This window comes from Sphingobium sp. TCM1, from assembly GCF_001650725.1.
GTDB lineage: Bacteria > Pseudomonadota > Alphaproteobacteria > Sphingomonadales > Sphingomonadaceae > Sphingobium.
Genome location: NZ_LXVX01000020.1, coordinates 72,790 through 90,459 on the forward strand (window position 1 = coordinate 72,790; position 17,670 = coordinate 90,459).

Consider the following 17,670-nt stretch of genomic DNA (forward strand, 5'->3'; position numbering starts at 1 on the left):
CGACGTGACTAGGGCGGCAAGCACGGATAGTCTGGCATGATGTTTGAACTCAGCCAGCTCCGTTGCTTCGTCGCCGCCGCCGAAGAACTGCACTTCGGCCGTGCCGCCCAGCGGCTCAACATGACCCAGTCGCCCTTGAGCCGCCAGATCCAGTTGCTCGAACGCATATTGGATGTCCAGCTGCTCGAACGGACCAGCCGCCAGGTGAGCCTTACCCCTGCTGGGGGCGTGTTCCTGATCGAGGCTCGCCGGATCGTCCGACTGGCCGATAGCGCCGCGCTTTCGGCGCGCCGTGTGGCGAAGGGGGATGCCGGGCGCGTCGCTATCGGCTTCACGGCGGTGTCGGGCTATAATATCGTCCCCCGTATCGTCGCGCAGGCGCGGGCCGTTCTCCCCAATATTGAGCTGGAACTGCGCGAGATGGTATCGGGCGATCAGGTCGATGCGCTGCTGACGGGCCTCGTCGACATCGGCTTCGTTCGCCCGCCGGTCAACCGGCACGAATTCGACAGCGCCTGCGTGCTCCACGAGCCGCTGTTTGTCGCTTTGCCCCCCGGCGATCCGCGCAAGGCGATGGCAGCGCTGGCTCCCGAAGATTTCGACGGTCAGCCGCTCATCATGTATTCTCGACAAGGCGCGGCCTATTTCCACAACATGCTGGAAAACCTCTTCAATGAGGCGCAGGCCGCACCGCTCTACATCCAGCATGTGACGCAGATTCATTCGATGCTGGGACTCGTTCACGCAGGCGTCGCCGCTGCCATCGTGCCCGAAAGCGCAACCGGCCTGCATATGAACGACGTCCATTTCCGGCGCCTGATGACACCGCAGGAAAAGCCGGTCGAACTGCATATGGCCTGGCGGCGCGACAATGCAAATCCGGCGCTTCCCGCCATGCGCCAACTATGCACGGAGATCACCGCGTGACGCAAATTGGCCGCCGGACCCTTCTCGCCGGGATGGCGGCCACACCGATAGTCTGTTCGGCGCGGACATTCCCGCGCGCAAGCCCGATCGCGGTAACGCGTCATGGACAGGTGCGTGGCACGATCGAGAACGATGTCCTGGTCTTTCGCGGCGTCCGCTATGGCGCAGACACATCTGCGGCACGCTTTCGTCGCGCCGACCCGCCCCGAGCTTGGGAGGGCGTTGCCGACGCCACAGGCTATGGCCCGGCGGCACCGCAGAGCAAGCCGACCGAAGCGACATCCGAGGATTGTCTGTTCCTCAATATCTGGACGCCTGCGCTGGATCGCGGAAAGCGCCCAGTCATGGTCTATCTCCACGGCGGCGCACACGCCCATGGCTCGGGCAGCGACCCGCTTTATGATGGTGGAAATCTGGCGCGGCGCGGCGATGTGGTGGTGGTCACGCTCAACCATCGGCTGGCGGCGATGGGCTATGCCTATCTCGCCCAGCTTGGCGGGCCGGCGGAATCGGGAAATGTCGGCAATCTCGACATCATCCTCGCTCTCCAATGGGTGCGCGACAATATCGCGACTTTCGGGGGCAACCCCGATCGCGTCATGATCTTCGGGCAGTCTGGCGGCGGGGCGAAGGTCGTGACCCTGATGGCAATGGCCGAAGCGCGCCCGCTCTTCCACTCTGCCGCTACGATGAGCGGCCAGCATGTCACCGCCGCCGGCCCGATGCACGCAACCGTCCGCGCCAGGGCGTGGATGGAAAGGGCAGGCGCGCCCGATGTGGCGGCGCTGATGCGGATGCCGATCGAAAAGCTGGTGGAGGCCATGGCAACCACTGATCCGCTGGAGGGGCGGGGCGAGATCAGCTTCACCTCGACGCTCGATCATGTCGTGCTGGGAAGGCATCCTTTCTTTCCCGATGCTCCCCGCGAAGCGGCGCATATCCCGCTGATCGTCGGCAACACCCATGACGAGACCGCGCTCTGGATCGAAAAGACCCTGCGCGCTGGCGATACGACCTGGGAAAATCTGCCCGAACGATTGGTGCGCGAGACCGTGAAGGATCTCGCGCCGGACCATGTCATCCGGCGCTATCGCCAACTTTATCCCGACCGCAGTCCCGGCCAGATCCTGCTCGCCGCCTCGACGGCCGGGCGGTCATGGCCCGGCCACCTCATCCAGGCCGAGGAGCGCGCCCGCATCGGCGCGCCGACATGGATGTACCAGTTGGACTTTCCTTGCCCGGACGCAGGCGGGATATTGGGAGCATTTCATACACTCGACATTCCGCTGGTGTTCGACAATGTCGGCGCGCAGGGCGCGCGCACAGGCACCGGCCCCGACCCGCGTCGGCTGGCCGGGCAGATGGCTGACGCCTTCGTCGCCCTGGCGCGGACCGGCACTCCATGCCATCGCGGGATGCCCGACTGGCCGCAGTTCACCCTTGAGCAGCGTGCGACGATGATCTTCGATCGGAATGTGCGGGTCGAAAATGATCCGCGCCGGGAAGAACGGCTGCTGTTCGCCGTTGCCCCCTATATCAAGCCGGGCGGCTGAACCTTTCCATCTTCCCGGCCGTTCGATCGGGTCGGGATCGGCCCTTTCATCGATCCCAGGGGAAGGCCAGCGCCGGTCGGTTGGCAAAGCGTGTCATCGCCAACACCAGCCTTATCCCACAGCCCGGCTCCAGCCGGAGCGTGAAATCCCGCCTGCCGATCGCCATGCTTTGCCCGTTCATGGTGACTGCATCGATCCGATGCTCGGCATAGGCACCGCCCTGTACGGTCAGCGTGCGCGCCTGCGGTCCCAGATTGACCAACGTCACTTCGGTTTCGCTATCCGCCAGCCGATGGACCAGAGCGGCGACATCCGGCGGAATTCCTGCCCGGCGGGCCACCGGATCGAAATAGCGTAACCGGCAGTGTAACGGTACGCCCCCTTGCGGCGGTGAGCTTTTCGACCAGGGCGGGCGCGCAATATGCAGGCCGCCGGTCATCAACTGCACCAGGCTTCGGACGCTCGCTGGATTGATGTCGATCGGCCAGTCCGCCAGCCTGTTTTCCGGCGTGGTGTCGTCCTTTTCCCGCGTGGCGACGCGATCCGCGACCCGCTTCAGATCGGCGGCCAGGGCTTGCTCCGGATAGTCCGCATTGCGCCCCTGCAGGAAAGAGATCCAGGCGTCGTCGCCGGCGAGCTCCAGATCTTGGGCCTTTTGCGACATATACCAGATTTCGAACCCGTTGGTGCGGTAGCGCCCTGGCTTCCAGCCATACCAGCCCTGCGCCCCATACATGGACGGCGCACTCCGCACGCCATCCACCAGTCGCGCGGCTTCATTGATCCGCTCCGTCTGCCGTCGCCAGAGGTCGATGAAGCCGAGATCGCCGCTCATCACCACCCCGCCCATGAAGGCGGTGATCGACCGGGGCACGCGGTTGCGATCCTCCCGCATGCCGGTCATCGGCACGACCGGGGAAAAGCCCCAGCCGTAAACCCCCTTCCACCAATCCTCGCCCACCGTACCATCGGGCCGCACGAAGCTCGGCAACAACCCGCCATTGCGCGCCGCGCGCTCGGCCCAGGCGGCAAGATAATCGAGCGCCCAATGGCGATATGCCTCTCCACCGCCCAGGGCATATGCGTTGAGGCCGAGCGTCGTCGCTTGCAGGTTCAGCGGATTGTCGCCGATCACGTCGCCATATTCGGCATAATGGTCGAGGGTCTGCTGATAGGTCTGCTCACCATGCTCCATGTGGAAAGGGCGAGGATCGAAGGGATCACCGGCCCAATCGAGCGGCGTCGCCTGCCGCAGCATCGGTCCCCGGCTGCCGTTGAGCAGGCTACGCATCATCCTGAGGCGCGGATCGTAATTGCGCGCCTGTGGATCGTGGCCGGTGTAGAAGTCGGCATAGCGCTTCGTCCGTGCCAGCAGCCTTGCATCGCGGGGCGTGGACAGCCCCATGACGTTGAAGCTGGTCAACCCTTCGGCATTGTGTTGCCAGTCCATCTGCACGGGAAATTCGCGATAATACATGCCCTGCCGGGCGATCGGCACGTGGGTCGTGCGGGCAGCGGTGAACTGCCGCAGGTGGCCTTCCCAGAAGCGGCCGGCCAGCGTCCTGATGCGGTCGCTCCCGCCCAGCGCGTGGAGCAGGAACCAGTCGTTGGTCGCTTCCGCCGCGTCGTCGGGACCGTCATTTGCTCCCCAGCGCTCGAACACCTTGAGATGATCCCGGCGGTCGACATAGGCGGCATAGAATGCCTCGCAGGCCGCCGCGTTGGCGTCGATCAACTGCCGCTGCATCGTTGCCCAGGGCGGCGCCGCCATCGGCTTGTCCGCCACCAGCCTTGCCTTGGCGGGCCGCGCCTGCGCGGGAAGGGCGAGCGTTGCTGCGGTGCCCATGGTTCGGGCCAGAAAGCTCCGTCTGTCGACGCGCATCAGGCCAGTTCCAGCCGGCGGATAGGCCCGACGATGACGGTGAAGGCGAAAATGGTGAGCAGGCAATGCGCGCCCACGAAGACCAGCGCCAGATCGAACGACCCCGTCGCCGCCACGATATAGCCGACGACAATCGGCGTAACGATCCCTGCCACATTGCCGAACATATTGAACACGCCGCCGGACAGGCCGGCCAGCTGCTTGGGCGCCACGTCCGCCATGACCGCCCAGCCGAGGGAGGCGATGCCCTTGCCGAAGAAAGCGACCGCCATCAGCGTGATCACCAGCCATTCCGCATCGACCCAGACGCAGCCGATGATCATCGTCGCGAGCGTCATGCCGACAACCAGCGGCCCCTTGCGCGCGAGGTCGAGCGAACCGGTGCGCTTGAGGATCAGGTCCGAGCAATAGCCGCCGATCAACCCGCCCGCAAAGCCGCAAAGGGCCGGCGCGGCGGCGGCGAAGCCGGCCTCCATGATGTTCAGTCCGCGCTCCTTCACCAGATAGATTGGAAACCAGGTGACGAAGAAATAGGTGAGTACATTGATGCAATATTGGCCCACATAAATGCCGAGCATCATCCGGTTCGCCAATAATTGTCGTACATTGGCCCAGGTGAAGGTCGGCGTCCGAGCAGCGCCCACACCGGCTTCCTCCATGTTGATAAGGCCGCCGCCCGCCTCGATATGCGCCAACTCCGCCCTGTTTATCGAAGGATGCCGCGCCGGGCTGTGGATGAAGCGCAGAAACATTGCCGTCGCCACCAGTCCCAGAGTCCCCATGACCCAGAATACCGAGCGCCAGCCGAACTCATGCACCAGCCAGCCCATCAGGGGTGCGAATGCCACGAGGGAGAAATATTGCGCGCTGTTGAAAATGGCTGACGCCGTGCCCCGCTCGGCGCCGGGGAACCACGCTGCCACCAGCCGCGCGTTGCCCGGAAAGGAGGGCGCCTCCGCCGCGCCCACCAGAAATCGGAGCGCGAACAACGTCGCGACCACCGGCAATCCCGCAATCAGGCCCACCAACCCCTGCATGGCGGTGAAGATCGACCAGATGGCGATGGCGGCGGCATAGATTTTCTTGGTTCCGAACCGGTCCAGCAGCGCCCCGCCCGGTATCTGCGCCAGCACATAGGCCCATGCGAAGGCGGACAGGATGAAGCCCGTCTGTACCGGTGACAGGCCCAGTTCGCCGCTCGCCGCATTGCCCGCGATGGAAAAAGTCGCCCGATCGGCATAGTTGATCGATGTGATCAGGAAGATCAGCGCGATGATCCTGTGCCGCACATAGGTTGGGCGTGCGGGAACGGAAATGGCGGCTGCGTCGGGCAAGAAGCGCTCTCCTGGTGGCGCCGCCCGTCTGTCGGGGCGGTAATAGATGGGATATCCAAGCTAGCCCGACAGCCGCTGCGGGTCCAAGTCCAAATGCGGCATGATCCAGCCAGTTCTTGGCATAATCTGGCAGAGGATACCGGTGTCCTTTCGCTATCTGTGCAAGCCATGCATCGATTCATGCCGGATTGAGGTTGGCTTTCGCATCCTTGCCCAGTCTATCGAGATGTGACCGATCCGGTTCCTAAGGCCGGGCAATGATGATTAGGGGAGAGAGCAGGCCATGAACGGCGCTTACCGACTGAAATCCATGCTGAACCTGTCGAGCGTGATCGCGACCATTGCCTTGGCGTCCCATGCCAATGCGCAGGAGCAGGCTGCGCCGCCCCAGCAGACCGGGGGCGAGGTGGCGGATATCGTCGTCACCGGCTTTCGCGCGAGCCTCAACAGCGCGCTTGCCGTAAAGCGCAACGAAACCGCGACGGTCGATGCCATCAAGGCGGAGGATATTGCGGAGTTCCCCGACCTGAACCTGGCGGAATCGCTCCAGCGCATTCCCGGCGTCGCGATCAGCCGCGTCAATGGCGAGGGACGCAACATCTCTGTCCGTGGCCTGGGCGCCGAATATACCCGCGTCCGCATCAATGGCATGGAAGCGATCGGCACGACCGGCGGCACCGATAATTCGGGTGGGGTGAACCGGGGTCGCGGTTTCGACTTCAACATCTTCTCGTCCGACCTCTTTTCCAACCTGTCGGTCCGCAAGACGGCAACGGCCGACGTGGAGGAAGGCTCGCTGGGCGGCACGGTCGACCTGCAAACCTCGCGCCCACTCGATTATCGCAAGCCCACGGTGGCCCTGTCGGCGGCGGCCAGCTATAATGACCTCAGCGAAAAGACGACGCCGCGCCTCTCCGGCCTGGTAGCGACCCAGACCGACGATGGCCGCTTCGGCATTCTGCTGTCGGTCGCTTATGAAGAGCGCAAGATCAAGGAAGAGGGGGCCAATATCACCCGCTGGACCTATGGCGGCTTCAATGGCGGCTTCAACGCGGCCTCGACGCTTCCGGGCTATAGTCTGGCGCAGATCAACGACAACAATCCGGATACTGCGCTGTTTCATCCGCGCATTCCCGGTCTCGTCAGCTATGACATTTCCCAGCAGCGTCTGGGCGCTGCCGGCTCTGTGCAGTTCAAGCCGACCGATCGCACGCTGATCTCGCTGGATGGCCTCTATTCGCGGCTCGACGGAACGCGCAAGGAAGCGCAGCTTCAGGCGATCAGCTTCAGCCGCTCCGGCAGCGGAAAGCCGCAGACAATCATCCGCGATGGCGTGGTGGATGACGACAACAACATCATCAGCGGTCGGTTCGACAATGTCGACCTGCGGTCCCAGTCGCGCTACGACGTGCTCAAGACCGAATTCTATCAGGTCACGGGATCGGTCGATCACCAGTTCACGGACCGTCTCAAGGTCTTCGCAATGGCAGGCTATGCCAGCTCGGAGTTTTCCAACCCGATCCAGACCACGGTGACGATCGACGCCATCAACACCGGCAATTTTCAATATGATTTCTCGACCCGTTTCCCGAATATCCAGCCCGGTGTCGACGTCGCCAATCCGGCAACCTGGAGCTTCATCAACGGCACGTCGGAAGTGCGCATCCGCCCGCAAACGGTCAGCAACGCCTTCACCACCGCAAAGGGCCAGGCCGAATGGGAAGCTATCGACGGGGTGACGCTGAAGGCGGGACTCGACTGGCGCAAGTTCGAATATGGTTCGACCGAGCGCCGTCGCCTGTCAGGCGAAACCGTGGTCGCGCCGCTGACCCAGGCCCAACTGGCTGGCATGACCACCCTCTTCTCGGGCTTCGGCAAGGGGCTGAACGTGCCGTCCGGCACGCCCACGGCCTGGATCGTGCCTGATCTCAATGCCTTCATCAGCCAGGGCGGCATCTATGCCAACCCGCTCTACGCCACTGGTGGCATCGAAAATGCCACAGCGCGCGGTTCCTATATTACCGTGACGGAGGAAGACACCGGCGTCTGGGGGATGGCGCAGTTCAACCTCCAGGACATGGCCGGCGTGCCGATCCGCGGCGATATCGGCCTGCGCTACGTCAAGACCGACCAGTTTTCCACCGGCTATGCCAGCCAGGGGACGGCGATCAACCTCGTCACGGCCGATCGCAGCTATAATCGCTGGCTGCCATCGCTCAATCTGGTCGGCAACATCACCGACGATCTCCAGGTACGCTTCGCCGCCGCCAAGACGCTGGCTCGCGCCGGCATCGCGTCGCTCACGCCGGGCGGCAATCTCAACGTGTCGGGCGGCAACCGCACCTTCAGTTCGGGCAATCCGGACCTCAAGCCCACCTCATCCAAGAATCTGGACGCCTCGATCGAATGGTATCCGATGCAGGGCGCCATCTATGCGATCTCCGCCTTTCGCAAGGATATCGGAAGCTTTGCCCAGACGCTGAGCGTCGGCGTGCCCTACAGCAGCCTTGGCCTGCCGGACTCGCTTCTGACCGGCACCACGGCCTCGCCCGGCGACATCTTCATCGTCAGTCAGCCGGTCAATTCCGACGGCGGCATCCTCAAGGGCTTCGAGATCAACATCCAGCAGCCCTTCAGCTTCCTGCCGGGCTTCCTGTCGCATTTCGGCGTGCTCGCCAACTACACCTATGTGAAGTCCAATATCGAATATCTGACCTCGGCCAGCGGCGGTACGTCGGTTACCGCGCCGCTCGTGGGCCTGTCGAAGAAAGCGGCCAACGCCACCCTCTATTTCGAAACGGAGAAATTCCAGGTCCGTGGCTCTGTCGCCTATCGGTCCAAATATCTGACGGCCGTGCCCGGTACGGAGGGTAATGCCTATAACGGCACTAACAGTACGCTGAACGTCGATGCGCAGGCCAGCTATAATCTTACCAAAAGGCTGAAGCTCAGCATCGAGGCGATCAACCTGACCGATGAAAGCAACGATCAGTTTGTGGATGAAACCAACCGCCTCAATGTCCTTACTCACAGCGGCCGACAGTTTAATTTCGGGGTTCGCTACAGTTTCTAACTCCATTCCTCCCCTGTAGCGCCCCCTCTTGCCAGTTGTCCTCTCCGGACAACTGGCGTTTTTTGTGCGGGATCGACATTGCGCGGGCAACGCGCGAGTTCGGCTTCGAAACCGATATGCGGGGTGGGGCGCAGACCGCCCGCGCATCCCCGAAACCCCCCGCAACCCGTTATCTCAGGCCGGGAGTCGCAGCCCCCCCCCTTTGGCCGACAGTCCGAGCCGACGGCTGGTGGATGCCGCATGCACAATGAGCGCGGCACCGTCCCGCCGCTTGCCGGGCTGGAGATCAACCATATCTGGGCCTGCGTTGATTGTACGCCCTATGTCGTGCCTGCCATCCCCGTTACCGGCACGATCGACGGTCTATATCTGGCGGCAGGCTGCTCCGCGCATGGATTCGACGCCACATCGCTGTCCAGCGTCGGATTGTCCTTCCCGCATGTCAGGCGAAGGCCCGGCAGCGGCAAAGCTGCTCGATCTGCTGAACAATATCGGACTGTTCGGTCTCGCGAGCGACATGGTCGCCAAGCACCTTCGCTGCGGTGGCAAATGTTGGGTCGCCGATGATCCGAACTGTGGCGTCGCCGATTTCCATCGCTGGGGCGGTGGGCGGCAACATCAAGCCCGCGCCATGAGCCACAATCCTGGCCGCATTCCCGTCCTGGTCCCGGCCGTGGGGAAGCACGAGCATCGGCAACCGGTTGACCATGGCGCGGGCCAGCGTGCCATGACCCCCATGGGTAATGAGGAGCGCGGCCTCGCGCATCAGCGGCCCGTGGGGCGCACTCCTGACGAGGCGCGTGTTGGACGCCGGGGACAGTTCTTCCGGGGCGATGGTTGGGCCCAGCGTGACCACCACGCGCACCGGCAGCGGTGACAGTCCGTCAATCACCCTCTGAAGCACAGCGACATGGTTCTGAAAGGTCGTGCTGAACGACACCAGCACGAGCGGCCATGCGCCCGGGCACGCGGATCGGCTCGATCCATCGTCCCACGCATCGGTCCAGGCGGCATCGTCTATTTGCGGCCCGACATAGCGATAGCCCGATGGCACCGGTTCGCGCACCATGTCGAAATATTTGCTGACGGAGACCAACGTGGTCCGGACGCAGGCGAGTTGATCGAGCAGCCGGTCGAGCGGTTTCAGGTGCAACAGCGCCCGCGCGGTGTTGAGCGCAGGAAGGCCCGTGTCGAACACTGCGCGAAACCCTTCGACCATCATGGCCTCCTGCGCGGCTTCCTCGGGTGAGAGCGCCTCGCTTTGTCCAGGCCCCGTCACCGGTGAGTCGTCCACCGGGAACAGGTTGATGTTGCACGCCATCGCCACGACCGGTTGGCCTATCGATTCACATCCGGCCATTACTCCGAAGAGAAAGTCGTTGGTGACGACGAGATCGGCTGCCTCGTGGCTCAGTTCCTCGATGACGTCCTCGGCATAGGCGTAGGCGGGACCGGCGAAGACCTGCTCGATCGCCTGGGCGAAACCCTCTGCCGGGCTGGCGGCCGCCCAGTCGCGGATCAGTTCGCTGTCGCGGCTGCGGTCCGCGCGGCTGGGTGCGCGGGTCCAGGGGATGAAGCGCACGCCTGTCGCCTCTGTTTCCAGCCGATTGCAGGCATCGGACATCACACGCACGGCATGTCCGGCATCGCGAAGTTTGCGCGCAAGGGTCAGCATCGGTCCGACCGAGCCGCCGCCTTCCCAGGTCGTGATGAGCAGATTCAGCTTTCTGTCGGAATCAAACATGGATCGGCTCCGGGGAAACGGCGGTTTCGGGTTCGAACATATCAGGGGCGACAGCCAGCGCGCCCGCGCACAGATTGAGCATCATGTCGCGAAGATCGGCGGTGCTGCGCTGCATGTCGATGCGCAGGAGCTTCCAGACATAGATGTCGAGCGCGATCACCAGAGCGTCATGCGCGCGCAGGCGTTGTTCGGGCAGCATCGCCTCAAGCCAGGGCGCAAAGACCGAGTAGACCCACGCGCGGTGGTTTGCGCGGCCCAAATCGGTCGTCGCCTTGATGGGCGCATAGCGTTCTTCCTGCGCCAGCAGGCGGATCACCAGTTTGCCCATCGTCTCATATTCGATGATGATGGCGTCGAGCGCCCTGGCAACGTTCCCGGCCGGGACCGCGCGGGCCGTGTTGATGCTGGCCTCCATGGCCTTCTGGCCCGCTTCCAGCAGGCCCTCCTTGCCACCAAAGCGCCTAATCACGGTCTGCACCGTAACGCCCGCGTCGGACGCGACGTCTTCCAGGCGAATTTCGTCGAACCAGCAGCATTCCATGCGCGCCATGAACGCATCGAGGACGCGTTCGGCGGTCTCGGCCGCCGCAGCCGCGCGGGCTGTCTGGCGATAGCGGCGAGGGGGGGATTCGTCTTTCATGTTATGTGACATAACATGAAATCTCAGGCTCCGCAAATTCCATGTTTATTTGACTAACATGAAAAATGCCGGGTCACGCGATAGGCATCCGGATCGTCATGGCATATGGCTTCGCCCGGCCTTGGCGAAGAGGTGCGTCCTATCCCTGTTCGACCGTTTCCAGAGGATTACGGCGGCCCGGAACGGGGCGCCGGCCCCACACTCTATTTGAACCGTGCGTCTCACGTCAGGCATGGAGAATTATAGATGAGGGATAACATCGCATCTATATTTCATGGCATCGGACCTTCCGAGGAAAAATGCCTATCTTGTTCAGGTGGCAATCGCGCCGTGACTATGGAATTCCAGTTGGAGACATTTGGCTGGACGGGACCGGCGCGCTCTTCGTGCGGCCAGAGATGGGTGTTCGACACTTTCCTAAAGCGACATTTTTCTTTAGGTTATTTTGCACGGTATTTCGGGAGCGACTCGAAGGGCCGGTGAAAATGGTTGCGAGGCGCTCACCTTCGACGGGAGAGAGGCTGTGCCCATTGCGGTTGCCATCGCCGTGCTGGTGTTCGGATCAGTCGCCTTCCATCTGTTCAGTCCCTGGTGGCGCACGCCCATCGCATCCAACTGGCACTCTATCGATTCCGCTCTCGACGTGACCTTGTGGATTTGTGCCGCGGCTTTCGTTCTGCTCAATCTTTTCATGGCCTGGACGCTGGTCCGCTATCGGCATCGGGCGGGCCATCGCGCCCATTATGAGCCGGAAAACAGCAAGCTGGAGAAACGATTGACGGTCTGGACGGCGATCGGAGTTGCCGGCCTGCTTGCGCCGGGGCTGGCCGCCTGGGGCAAATATGTCTCCGTTCCACAGGACGCAGCCATCGTCGAGGCGGTCGGCCAGCAATGGCAATGGTCATTCCGCTATCCCGGATCCGATGGCGTGCTGGGCGCCGCCGCGGTCAAATATGTAACGCCCGACAATGTGCTGGGCCTCGATCCGCTCGATCCTTTCGGGCGGGACGATCTGCTGGTCGAGGCCGGCGACCTGCATCTGCCGGCAGGGCAGCCGGTGAAGATCATATTGCGGTCGAAGGACGTGCTGCACGATTTCTACGTGCCTGAATTCCGGGCGAAAATGGACCTGGTGCCCGGCATCGTCACCTATTTCTGGATGACGCCGACGAAGGCCGGGACGTTCGATATCCTGTGCGCCGAACTATGCGGCACCGGCCATCACGAGATGCGCGGCAAGGTGATCGTCGAAACGCCGGCGACCTTCGCGAAATGGCGGGCGCAGCAGGTGAGCTTCCAGCAGATATTGGCGGATGCGCCGCCGGCTGCGCGCTCCGCCATGCTGGTCGCGGCCAATGCCTGCTCCGTCCCCAGTCCATTGCTCCCAGAGCGGCTGAGTTCGTCCGCCAGCTGGAAAATCAGGACAGACACGATCAGCCGGAGTGCCCGCTAATGGCTACCACCCTGGCTGACGACCTGCGTCCGCTGCATCATCCCCACAGCTGGATCACCCGCTATGTCTGGAGCCAGGACCATAAGGTCATCGCCATCCAGTATAGCGTAACGGCGATCGCGATCGGGCTTGTGGCGCTGGTCCTGTCCGCGCTGATGCGGCTGCAACTCGGCTTTCCGGGGACCTTCTCGTGGATTCAGCCGGACAATTATCTGCAATTCGTGTCGATGCACGGCATGATCATGGTCGTATATCTGCTGACCGCGTTGCTGCTTGGCGGCTTCGGCAATTATCTGATCCCGCTGATGATCGGTGCGCGGGACATGGTGTTCCCCTTCGTCAACATGCTGAGCTACTGGCTCTACCTGCTGTCGGTGATCGTGCTGGTGGCCGGCTTCTTCGTCCCGGGCGGGCCGACCGGCGCGGGCTGGACGCTCTATCCGCCGCAGGCCATCACCGAAGGCACGCCGGGCCATCAGTGGGGCATTGCCACGATGCTGGTCAGCCTCGCCATTTTCGTCGCGGCATTCACCATGGGCGGCCTCAACTATGTGACGACGGTGCTACAGGCGCGGACGAAGGGCATGACGCTGATGCGGATGCCGCTGTCGGTCTGGGGCATCTTCACCGCCTCGGTCATGGGACTACTGGCCTTTCCGGCGCTGTTCGTCGCGGCCATCATGATGCTGTTCGATCATTTCGCCGGCACCAGCTTCTTCATGCCGACGATGCAGTCCATGGGTCGCATCACGCCGACCGAAGGGGGCAGCCCGCTGCTGTTCCAGCATCTCTTCTGGTTCTTCGGCCATCCCGAAGTCTATATCGTCGCCCTGCCCGCCTTCGGCATCGTGTCGGACCTCATCAGCGTCCATGCGCGGCGCAACATCTTCGGCTATCGCATGATGGTCTGGGCGATCGTCATCATCGGCGCATTGAGCTTCGTCGTCTGGGCGCATCATATGTATGTGTCGGGCATGAACCCCTATTTCGGGTTCTTCTTCGCCACGTCCACGCTGATCATCGCCGTCCCGACCGCGATCAAGGTCTATAACTGGCTGTTGACGCTATGGCGCGGCGACATTCATCTGCGCGTGCCGATGCTGTTTGCCATCGCCTTCATCTTCACCTTCATCCATGGCGGGCTGTCGGGCCTGTTCCTGGGCAATGTCAGCGTCGACGTGCCGCTGTCCGACACCTTCTTCGTCGTCGCCCATTTCCACATGGTGATGGGGGTTTCGCCGGTGCTGGTGATCTTCGGCGCCATCTATCACTGGTATCCCAAGATTTTCGGGCGGATGTGGAACGAGACGCTGGGCAAGCTCCATTTCTGGATCACTTTCCTCGGCGTCTATGCGATTTTCCTGCCGATGCATTATCTGGGCATATTGGGCGTGCCGCGCCGCTATTATGCGCTGGGCGACACCGCCTTCATCCCGCAGTCGGTCCACCTCGCCAATGAATGGATCAGCATCGCCGCGCTGATCGTGTTCGCGGCGCAGGGACTGTTCTTCTTCAACATGATCTGGAGCCTTTTCCGGGGGCCGAAAGCCGATCCCAACCCCTGGGGCGCGGCGAGTCTGGAATGGCAGACTCCGCAAACGCCGCCCGCCCATGGTAATTGGGGCGCGACACTGCCGGTCGTCCATCGCTGGGCCTACGACTATAGCGTACCGGGCGCGCAGCGCGACTTCATCCCCCAGACGGAGCCGCGCGCATGACCATCCTGGCGCGCCTTGCCGAAAAAAGCTGGGACGCGGCGAGCGACAGCGAAATAGACAGTCAGATCGATCGTCCGTCGGCAGTCGCAGTCGGTTTGACTGTCTATTTTGCTGTCGCCATGGTGATGTTCTCGCTGCTGACGGCGGCTTATCTCATGCGAATGGGGCTTCATACCGCCATGGGCCATGATGGCGGGGATTGGGCGCCGATGCCTGATCCGCCGCTGTTGTGGATCAACAGCGCGGTCCTCCTTGTCAGCAGCTTTGCCTGGGAGATCAGTCGGCGCATGGCGGCGCGCGGCAGGCACGGCCAGGCAATAGGAGCGTCGGTCGCCGGCGCCGCACTGGGTCTTTGCTTTCTCGTTGGGCAATGGCTGCTCTGGCGCCATTATCAGGCGGCGGGCTATGATCTGTCCGCCAATCCGGCCAATGCCTTCTTCTATTTGCTGACCGCGCTTCACGGTTGCCACATCATCGGTGGTCTGGTTGCTGCCGGGCGGGTGCTGATCGGCGGCAACCTGCGCCATATCCGCCTGTGTGCGGTCTATTGGCATTTTCTTCTGGTCATCTGGCTTCTGCTTGCCGGATTGCTCGTATCGACATGAAATCTCTCAGTAGGGGACAGTATCGCAATGTCTCACACGGTGCCGGACAGAAGAGATCGGGAGGTCATAACCCCGACCCTGCGCGAGATCGCGGCCGACTGGTCTTCGGACCAGGAAGTCTTTCGCCATACGCATTGGGGCAAGGCGATGATGTGGATTTTCCTGCTGTCCGATACCTTCATCTTCTCCTGCTTCCTCACCGGCTATATGACGATCCGCTCGTCCGCCGTGCTGCCCTGGCCCAATACGGCGGAAGTGTTCGCGCTCGTGATTGGCGGGCAGAAAATCCCGCTGATCCTGATCGCGATCATGACCTTCGTGCTCATCAGTTCCAGCGGCACCATGGCGATGGCGGTCAACTATGGCTATCGCCGCGACCGGCGAAAAACCGCGATACTGATGCTGCTTACGGCCCTGTTCGGGGCAAGCTTCGTCGCGATGCAGGCCTTCGAATGGACCAAGCTGATCGTCGAGGAAGGGGTGCGCCCCTGGAGCAATCCGATGGGCGCTCCGCAATTCGGGGCCACCTTCTTCATGATTACCGGTTTCCACGGCCTGCATGTCAGTTGCGGCGTCATCCTTCTGGCGATCATCGCCTCGAAGGTGGCGCGAGGTCATTATGACCGATCGGGCGACTATAGCGCGGTCGAGATCGCCGGCCTCTACTGGCATTTCGTCGACCTCGTCTGGGTCTTCATCTTCGCCTTCTTCTATCTCTGGTGATCGCCATGCAGTATGACAGACCTGTCCCGCAAACGCAGATCGTTCCAGACGGCCAGCACCCGCCGGCTGCGGACCATGGGCAACAGCACCCCATTGGCCTTTATCTCAAGGTCTGGGGCTATCTGTTCGTGCTCAGCACCCTGTCCTATCTGGTCGACTATATGCATGTGCAGGGCATTGTGCGATGGACGCTGATCATCCTGTTCATGCTGTTGAAGGCGGGATTGATCCTGTCGATCTTCATGCATCTGGCCTGGGAGCGGCTGTCGCTGACCTATGCGATATTGCTGCCGCCGCTCGTGCTGCTCGTGCTGGTACGCATCATGCTGATCGAAGCGGACTATGCCTACTGGACCCGCGCGATCTTCATGGGCGGGGGAGGCTGAACCATGAACCGGATGCAGTGGCTGGCGACAGGGTTATGCGTTGCCGGAGCGGCAGGAGCGCTATGGAGCCTCGACTGGTTTGCCGGGCAGCTGTACCCGGAGGATGGGGTGGGCAAGCTCGCTTATGCGCCCGCCGATGCGATGCCGCCGCGTGTCGACATGGCGTCGGTGCAGCGGGACTGGCCCGCCAGCCTGCAGGCTCCGGGCGAGGGCGATCGGCTGATCGCCTATCGACGGGACATGCTGGGCAAGGCGCCGATGCCGGCCGTCGGCGTTGACGGCGCAGGGATTGCCGCGCAAGCGGACCTTGGCACTCTGCTCGCCAACGCGAATGCGGATGTGGGCAGGGCCAAGGCGCAATTATGCCTCAGCTGCCATGACCTGAAACAGGGCGGCCCCAATCGCATCGGTCCCAATTTATGGGGCGTGGTAGGCCGGCCGGTCGCGACCCATGCCGGCTTTGCCTACTCGCCCGCAATGAAGGAACAGGCGGCAGTTGGAGCTATGAGAGTCTGTTCGATTTTCTTGCATCGCCCGCGCGCGACGTGCCGGGAACGAAGATGAACTTTGCCGGCCTGCGTCGCGCCGAGGATCGCGCGGCGCTGATCAAATATCTCGCCACCCTGGGACATGGCGCGCCCCCGCCGCCCGAACCGAAGCCGGCGGCGCGGAGCGGGGCCGCCCGGTGAGGATGGTGCCCACCGGGCGGAATGGTTCAGCGAACGACTGCCCGGGTATAGAGGTGCCAGGTGGCGTAGCCCAGCACCGGCAGTACCACGGCCAGCCCGACGAGTCCGGGCAGTGCGCCCAGGACGAGGAGCGTCACCACGGTAAGGCCCCATGCCGCGACCGTCACAGGGTTGTTCCACGCCACGCGGAATGATGTACGCAGCGCGACACCCCAATTGACCCTCTTGTCGATGATCATGGGGAAGGACACGACGCTCACCGCCAGCGTCACGATGGCAAAGCCCAGCCCCACGAGATTGCCGATGATGATCATTTGCCAGCCTTGGGCGGTGCCGAATACGGCCTGCAGGAAGGCGCTCGGCGATGCGATCACGTCAGGCCCGAGCTGGCCGACAGTCGAATAATAGATGAACCAGGCAGCCGTCATCCAACCAAGGAAGAGCATGGCGGTCACGCTGGTCAGGTCGAACAGCGCCGGAAAGGCCGGTCCGCGCACGACGTCCAGGAAATGGCGCCAACGGGAATCCAGCCCCTGTTCACGCCGCCGCGCCAGTTCGTAGAAGCCGCTGGCAAAGGCCGGGCCGAACAGGACCGATCCGGCCAGAAGCGGAAACAGCAACGGCAGCACCGGCATCTGACTGGCCAGCAGGATCGCGAACACTATGACGAGGGGATAGATGAAACCGATGAAAAGCAGATCGCCACGTTTGGCCAGGAAATCTTCCCAGCCCTGGCGCAGGGCGATGCGCAGATCCTTCAGACCGATCCTGCGAATTTCATAATCCTCATGGGGAGGCGCTAGACCCCCTGGATGAGTTATGGCCATGGTGGCTCTCCTCATGACGTGCCGCCATGTCAGACGCTGGCTTCTCCTGCCCTCTGTCGGGACTGGTGCCGACGCAGCCCGTTTCGGGTCTGCTTGAACATCGTCTCGGCATGAGG

Annotated in this window: 15 protein-coding genes; 10 read left to right on the forward strand and 5 right to left on the reverse strand. The window is 62.7% G+C overall.

All coding sequences use genetic code 11. The features are described from left to right. Nucleotides 1–36: 36 nt before the first annotated feature. The gene (locus A7Q26_RS15000) at nt 37–927 is read left to right on the forward strand and encodes a LysR family transcriptional regulator (RefSeq protein WP_084439149.1); all 891 of its coding nucleotides are present in this window, start codon (nt 37–39) and stop codon (nt 925–927) included. Next, nucleotides 924–2,480 carry a carboxylesterase/lipase family protein gene (locus tag A7Q26_RS15005; protein WP_232313813.1) on the forward strand — a complete coding sequence of 519 codons (1,557 nt, stop codon included), beginning with the start codon at nt 924–926 and terminating at the stop codon, nt 2,478–2,480. Before A7Q26_RS15000 ends, A7Q26_RS15005 begins: the two co-directional genes overlap by 4 nt. 46 nt (nt 2,481–2,526) lie before the next feature. Here A7Q26_RS15005 and A7Q26_RS15010 read toward each other — a convergent pair whose 3' ends face one another. Together A7Q26_RS15010 and A7Q26_RS15015 are read right to left on the reverse strand one after the other, a co-directional pair. Continuing rightward, nucleotides 2,527–4,362, reverse strand: coding sequence for a hypothetical protein (locus A7Q26_RS15010; RefSeq protein WP_066861249.1), 1,836 nt, complete (start codon nt 4,360–4,362; stop codon nt 2,527–2,529). Next, entirely contained in the window at nt 4,362–5,696 is a 1,335-nt protein-coding gene (locus tag A7Q26_RS15015; RefSeq protein WP_066861252.1) for an MFS transporter, read from the reverse strand. Before A7Q26_RS15015 ends, A7Q26_RS15010 begins: the two co-directional genes overlap by 1 nt. A 283-nt stretch (nt 5,697–5,979) precedes the next feature. On the opposite strand from A7Q26_RS15015, the gene A7Q26_RS15020 reads away from it, so the two are divergent. After that, the gene (locus A7Q26_RS15020; RefSeq protein WP_066861255.1) at nt 5,980–8,769 is read left to right on the forward strand and encodes a TonB-dependent receptor; all 2,790 of its coding nucleotides are present in this window, start codon (nt 5,980–5,982) and stop codon (nt 8,767–8,769) included. Between the two features lie 442 nt (nt 8,770–9,211). Here the strand turns inward: A7Q26_RS15020 and A7Q26_RS15025 are convergent, their stop codons facing one another. Both A7Q26_RS15025 and A7Q26_RS15030 read right to left on the reverse strand, forming a co-directional pair. Continuing rightward, a complete protein-coding gene (locus A7Q26_RS15025; RefSeq protein WP_066861258.1) occupies nt 9,212–10,513 on the reverse strand; it encodes a nucleotide disphospho-sugar-binding domain-containing protein in 1,302 nt (433 codons plus the stop codon). Beyond that, on the reverse strand, nt 10,506–11,153 hold the full coding sequence (locus A7Q26_RS15030) for a TetR family transcriptional regulator (protein ID WP_066861268.1): 648 nt from the start codon (nt 11,151–11,153) through the stop codon (nt 10,506–10,508). Before A7Q26_RS15030 ends, A7Q26_RS15025 begins: the two co-directional genes overlap by 8 nt. 523 nt (nt 11,154–11,676) lie before the next feature. Between A7Q26_RS15030 and A7Q26_RS15035 the strand changes: the two genes are divergently transcribed. The 7 genes from A7Q26_RS15035 to A7Q26_RS26175 are packed head-to-tail and all read left to right on the forward strand — an operon-like array spanning nt 11,677 to nt 16,727. Then, the gene (locus A7Q26_RS15035; protein ID WP_084439151.1) at nt 11,677–12,606 is read left to right on the forward strand and encodes a cytochrome c oxidase subunit II; all 930 of its coding nucleotides are present in this window, start codon (nt 11,677–11,679) and stop codon (nt 12,604–12,606) included. Next, entirely contained in the window at nt 12,606–14,324 is a 1,719-nt protein-coding gene (locus A7Q26_RS15040; protein ID WP_066861269.1) for a cytochrome c oxidase subunit I, read from the forward strand. Before A7Q26_RS15035 ends, A7Q26_RS15040 begins: the two co-directional genes overlap by 1 nt. Beyond that, nucleotides 14,321–14,929, forward strand: coding sequence for a cytochrome c oxidase subunit 3 (locus A7Q26_RS15045; RefSeq protein WP_066861271.1), 609 nt, complete (start codon nt 14,321–14,323; stop codon nt 14,927–14,929). The genes A7Q26_RS15040 and A7Q26_RS15045 overlap by 4 nt, the downstream gene beginning before the upstream one ends. Before the next feature lie 27 nt (nt 14,930–14,956). Beyond that, nucleotides 14,957–15,652, forward strand: coding sequence for a heme-copper oxidase subunit III family protein (locus A7Q26_RS15050; protein ID WP_066861273.1), 696 nt, complete (start codon nt 14,957–14,959; stop codon nt 15,650–15,652). 5 nt (nt 15,653–15,657) lie between these two features. Then, entirely contained in the window at nt 15,658–16,038 is a 381-nt protein-coding gene (locus tag A7Q26_RS15055; RefSeq protein ID WP_066861274.1) for a cytochrome C oxidase subunit IV family protein, read from the forward strand. 3 nt (nt 16,039–16,041) lie between these two features. Then, nucleotides 16,042–16,602, forward strand: a complete 561-nt coding sequence (locus tag A7Q26_RS15060) for a c-type cytochrome (RefSeq protein WP_232313814.1) — start codon at nt 16,042–16,044, stop codon at nt 16,600–16,602. Further along, complete coding sequence (locus A7Q26_RS26175) at nt 16,599–16,727, forward strand: hypothetical protein (protein ID WP_269747261.1); 129 nt, start codon at nt 16,599–16,601, stop codon at nt 16,725–16,727. The genes A7Q26_RS15060 and A7Q26_RS26175 overlap by 4 nt, the downstream gene beginning before the upstream one ends. A gap of 26 nt (nt 16,728–16,753) precedes the next feature. Here the strand turns inward: A7Q26_RS26175 and A7Q26_RS15065 are convergent, their stop codons facing one another. Beyond that, nucleotides 16,754–17,554: a DUF2189 domain-containing protein gene (locus A7Q26_RS15065; RefSeq protein ID WP_066861275.1), complete on the reverse strand. Its 801-nt coding sequence runs from the start codon at nt 17,552–17,554 to the stop codon at nt 16,754–16,756. Nucleotides 17,555–17,670: the final 116 nt, after the last annotated feature.

Bases quoted from the DNA above. Each gene is read 5' to 3' on its own strand.
- A7Q26_RS15055 (WP_066861274.1), top strand. From the start codon at position 15,658: ATGCAGTATGACAGACCTGTCCCGCAAACGCAGATCGTTCCAGACGGC.
- A7Q26_RS15025 (WP_066861258.1), bottom strand. From the start codon at position 10,513: ATGTTTGATTCCGACAGAAAGCTGAATCTGCTCATCACGACCTGGGAA.
- A7Q26_RS15000 (WP_084439149.1), top strand. From the start codon at position 37: ATGATGTTTGAACTCAGCCAGCTCCGTTGCTTCGTCGCCGCCGCCGAA.
- A7Q26_RS15010 (WP_066861249.1), bottom strand. From the start codon at position 4,362: ATGCGCGTCGACAGACGGAGCTTTCTGGCCCGAACCATGGGCACCGCA.
- A7Q26_RS15040 (WP_066861269.1), top strand. From the start codon at position 12,606: ATGGCTACCACCCTGGCTGACGACCTGCGTCCGCTGCATCATCCCCAC.
- A7Q26_RS15020 (WP_066861255.1), top strand. From the start codon at position 5,980: ATGAACGGCGCTTACCGACTGAAATCCATGCTGAACCTGTCGAGCGTG.
- A7Q26_RS15060 (WP_232313814.1), top strand. From the start codon at position 16,042: ATGAACCGGATGCAGTGGCTGGCGACAGGGTTATGCGTTGCCGGAGCG.
- A7Q26_RS15065 (WP_066861275.1), bottom strand. From the start codon at position 17,554: ATGGCCATAACTCATCCAGGGGGTCTAGCGCCTCCCCATGAGGATTAT.
- A7Q26_RS15045 (WP_066861271.1), top strand. From the start codon at position 14,321: ATGACCATCCTGGCGCGCCTTGCCGAAAAAAGCTGGGACGCGGCGAGC.
- A7Q26_RS15050 (WP_066861273.1), top strand. From the start codon at position 14,957: ATGTCTCACACGGTGCCGGACAGAAGAGATCGGGAGGTCATAACCCCG.
- A7Q26_RS26175 (WP_269747261.1), top strand. From the start codon at position 16,599: ATGAACTTTGCCGGCCTGCGTCGCGCCGAGGATCGCGCGGCGCTGATC.
- A7Q26_RS15030 (WP_066861268.1), bottom strand. From the start codon at position 11,153: ATGAAAGACGAATCCCCCCCTCGCCGCTATCGCCAGACAGCCCGCGCG.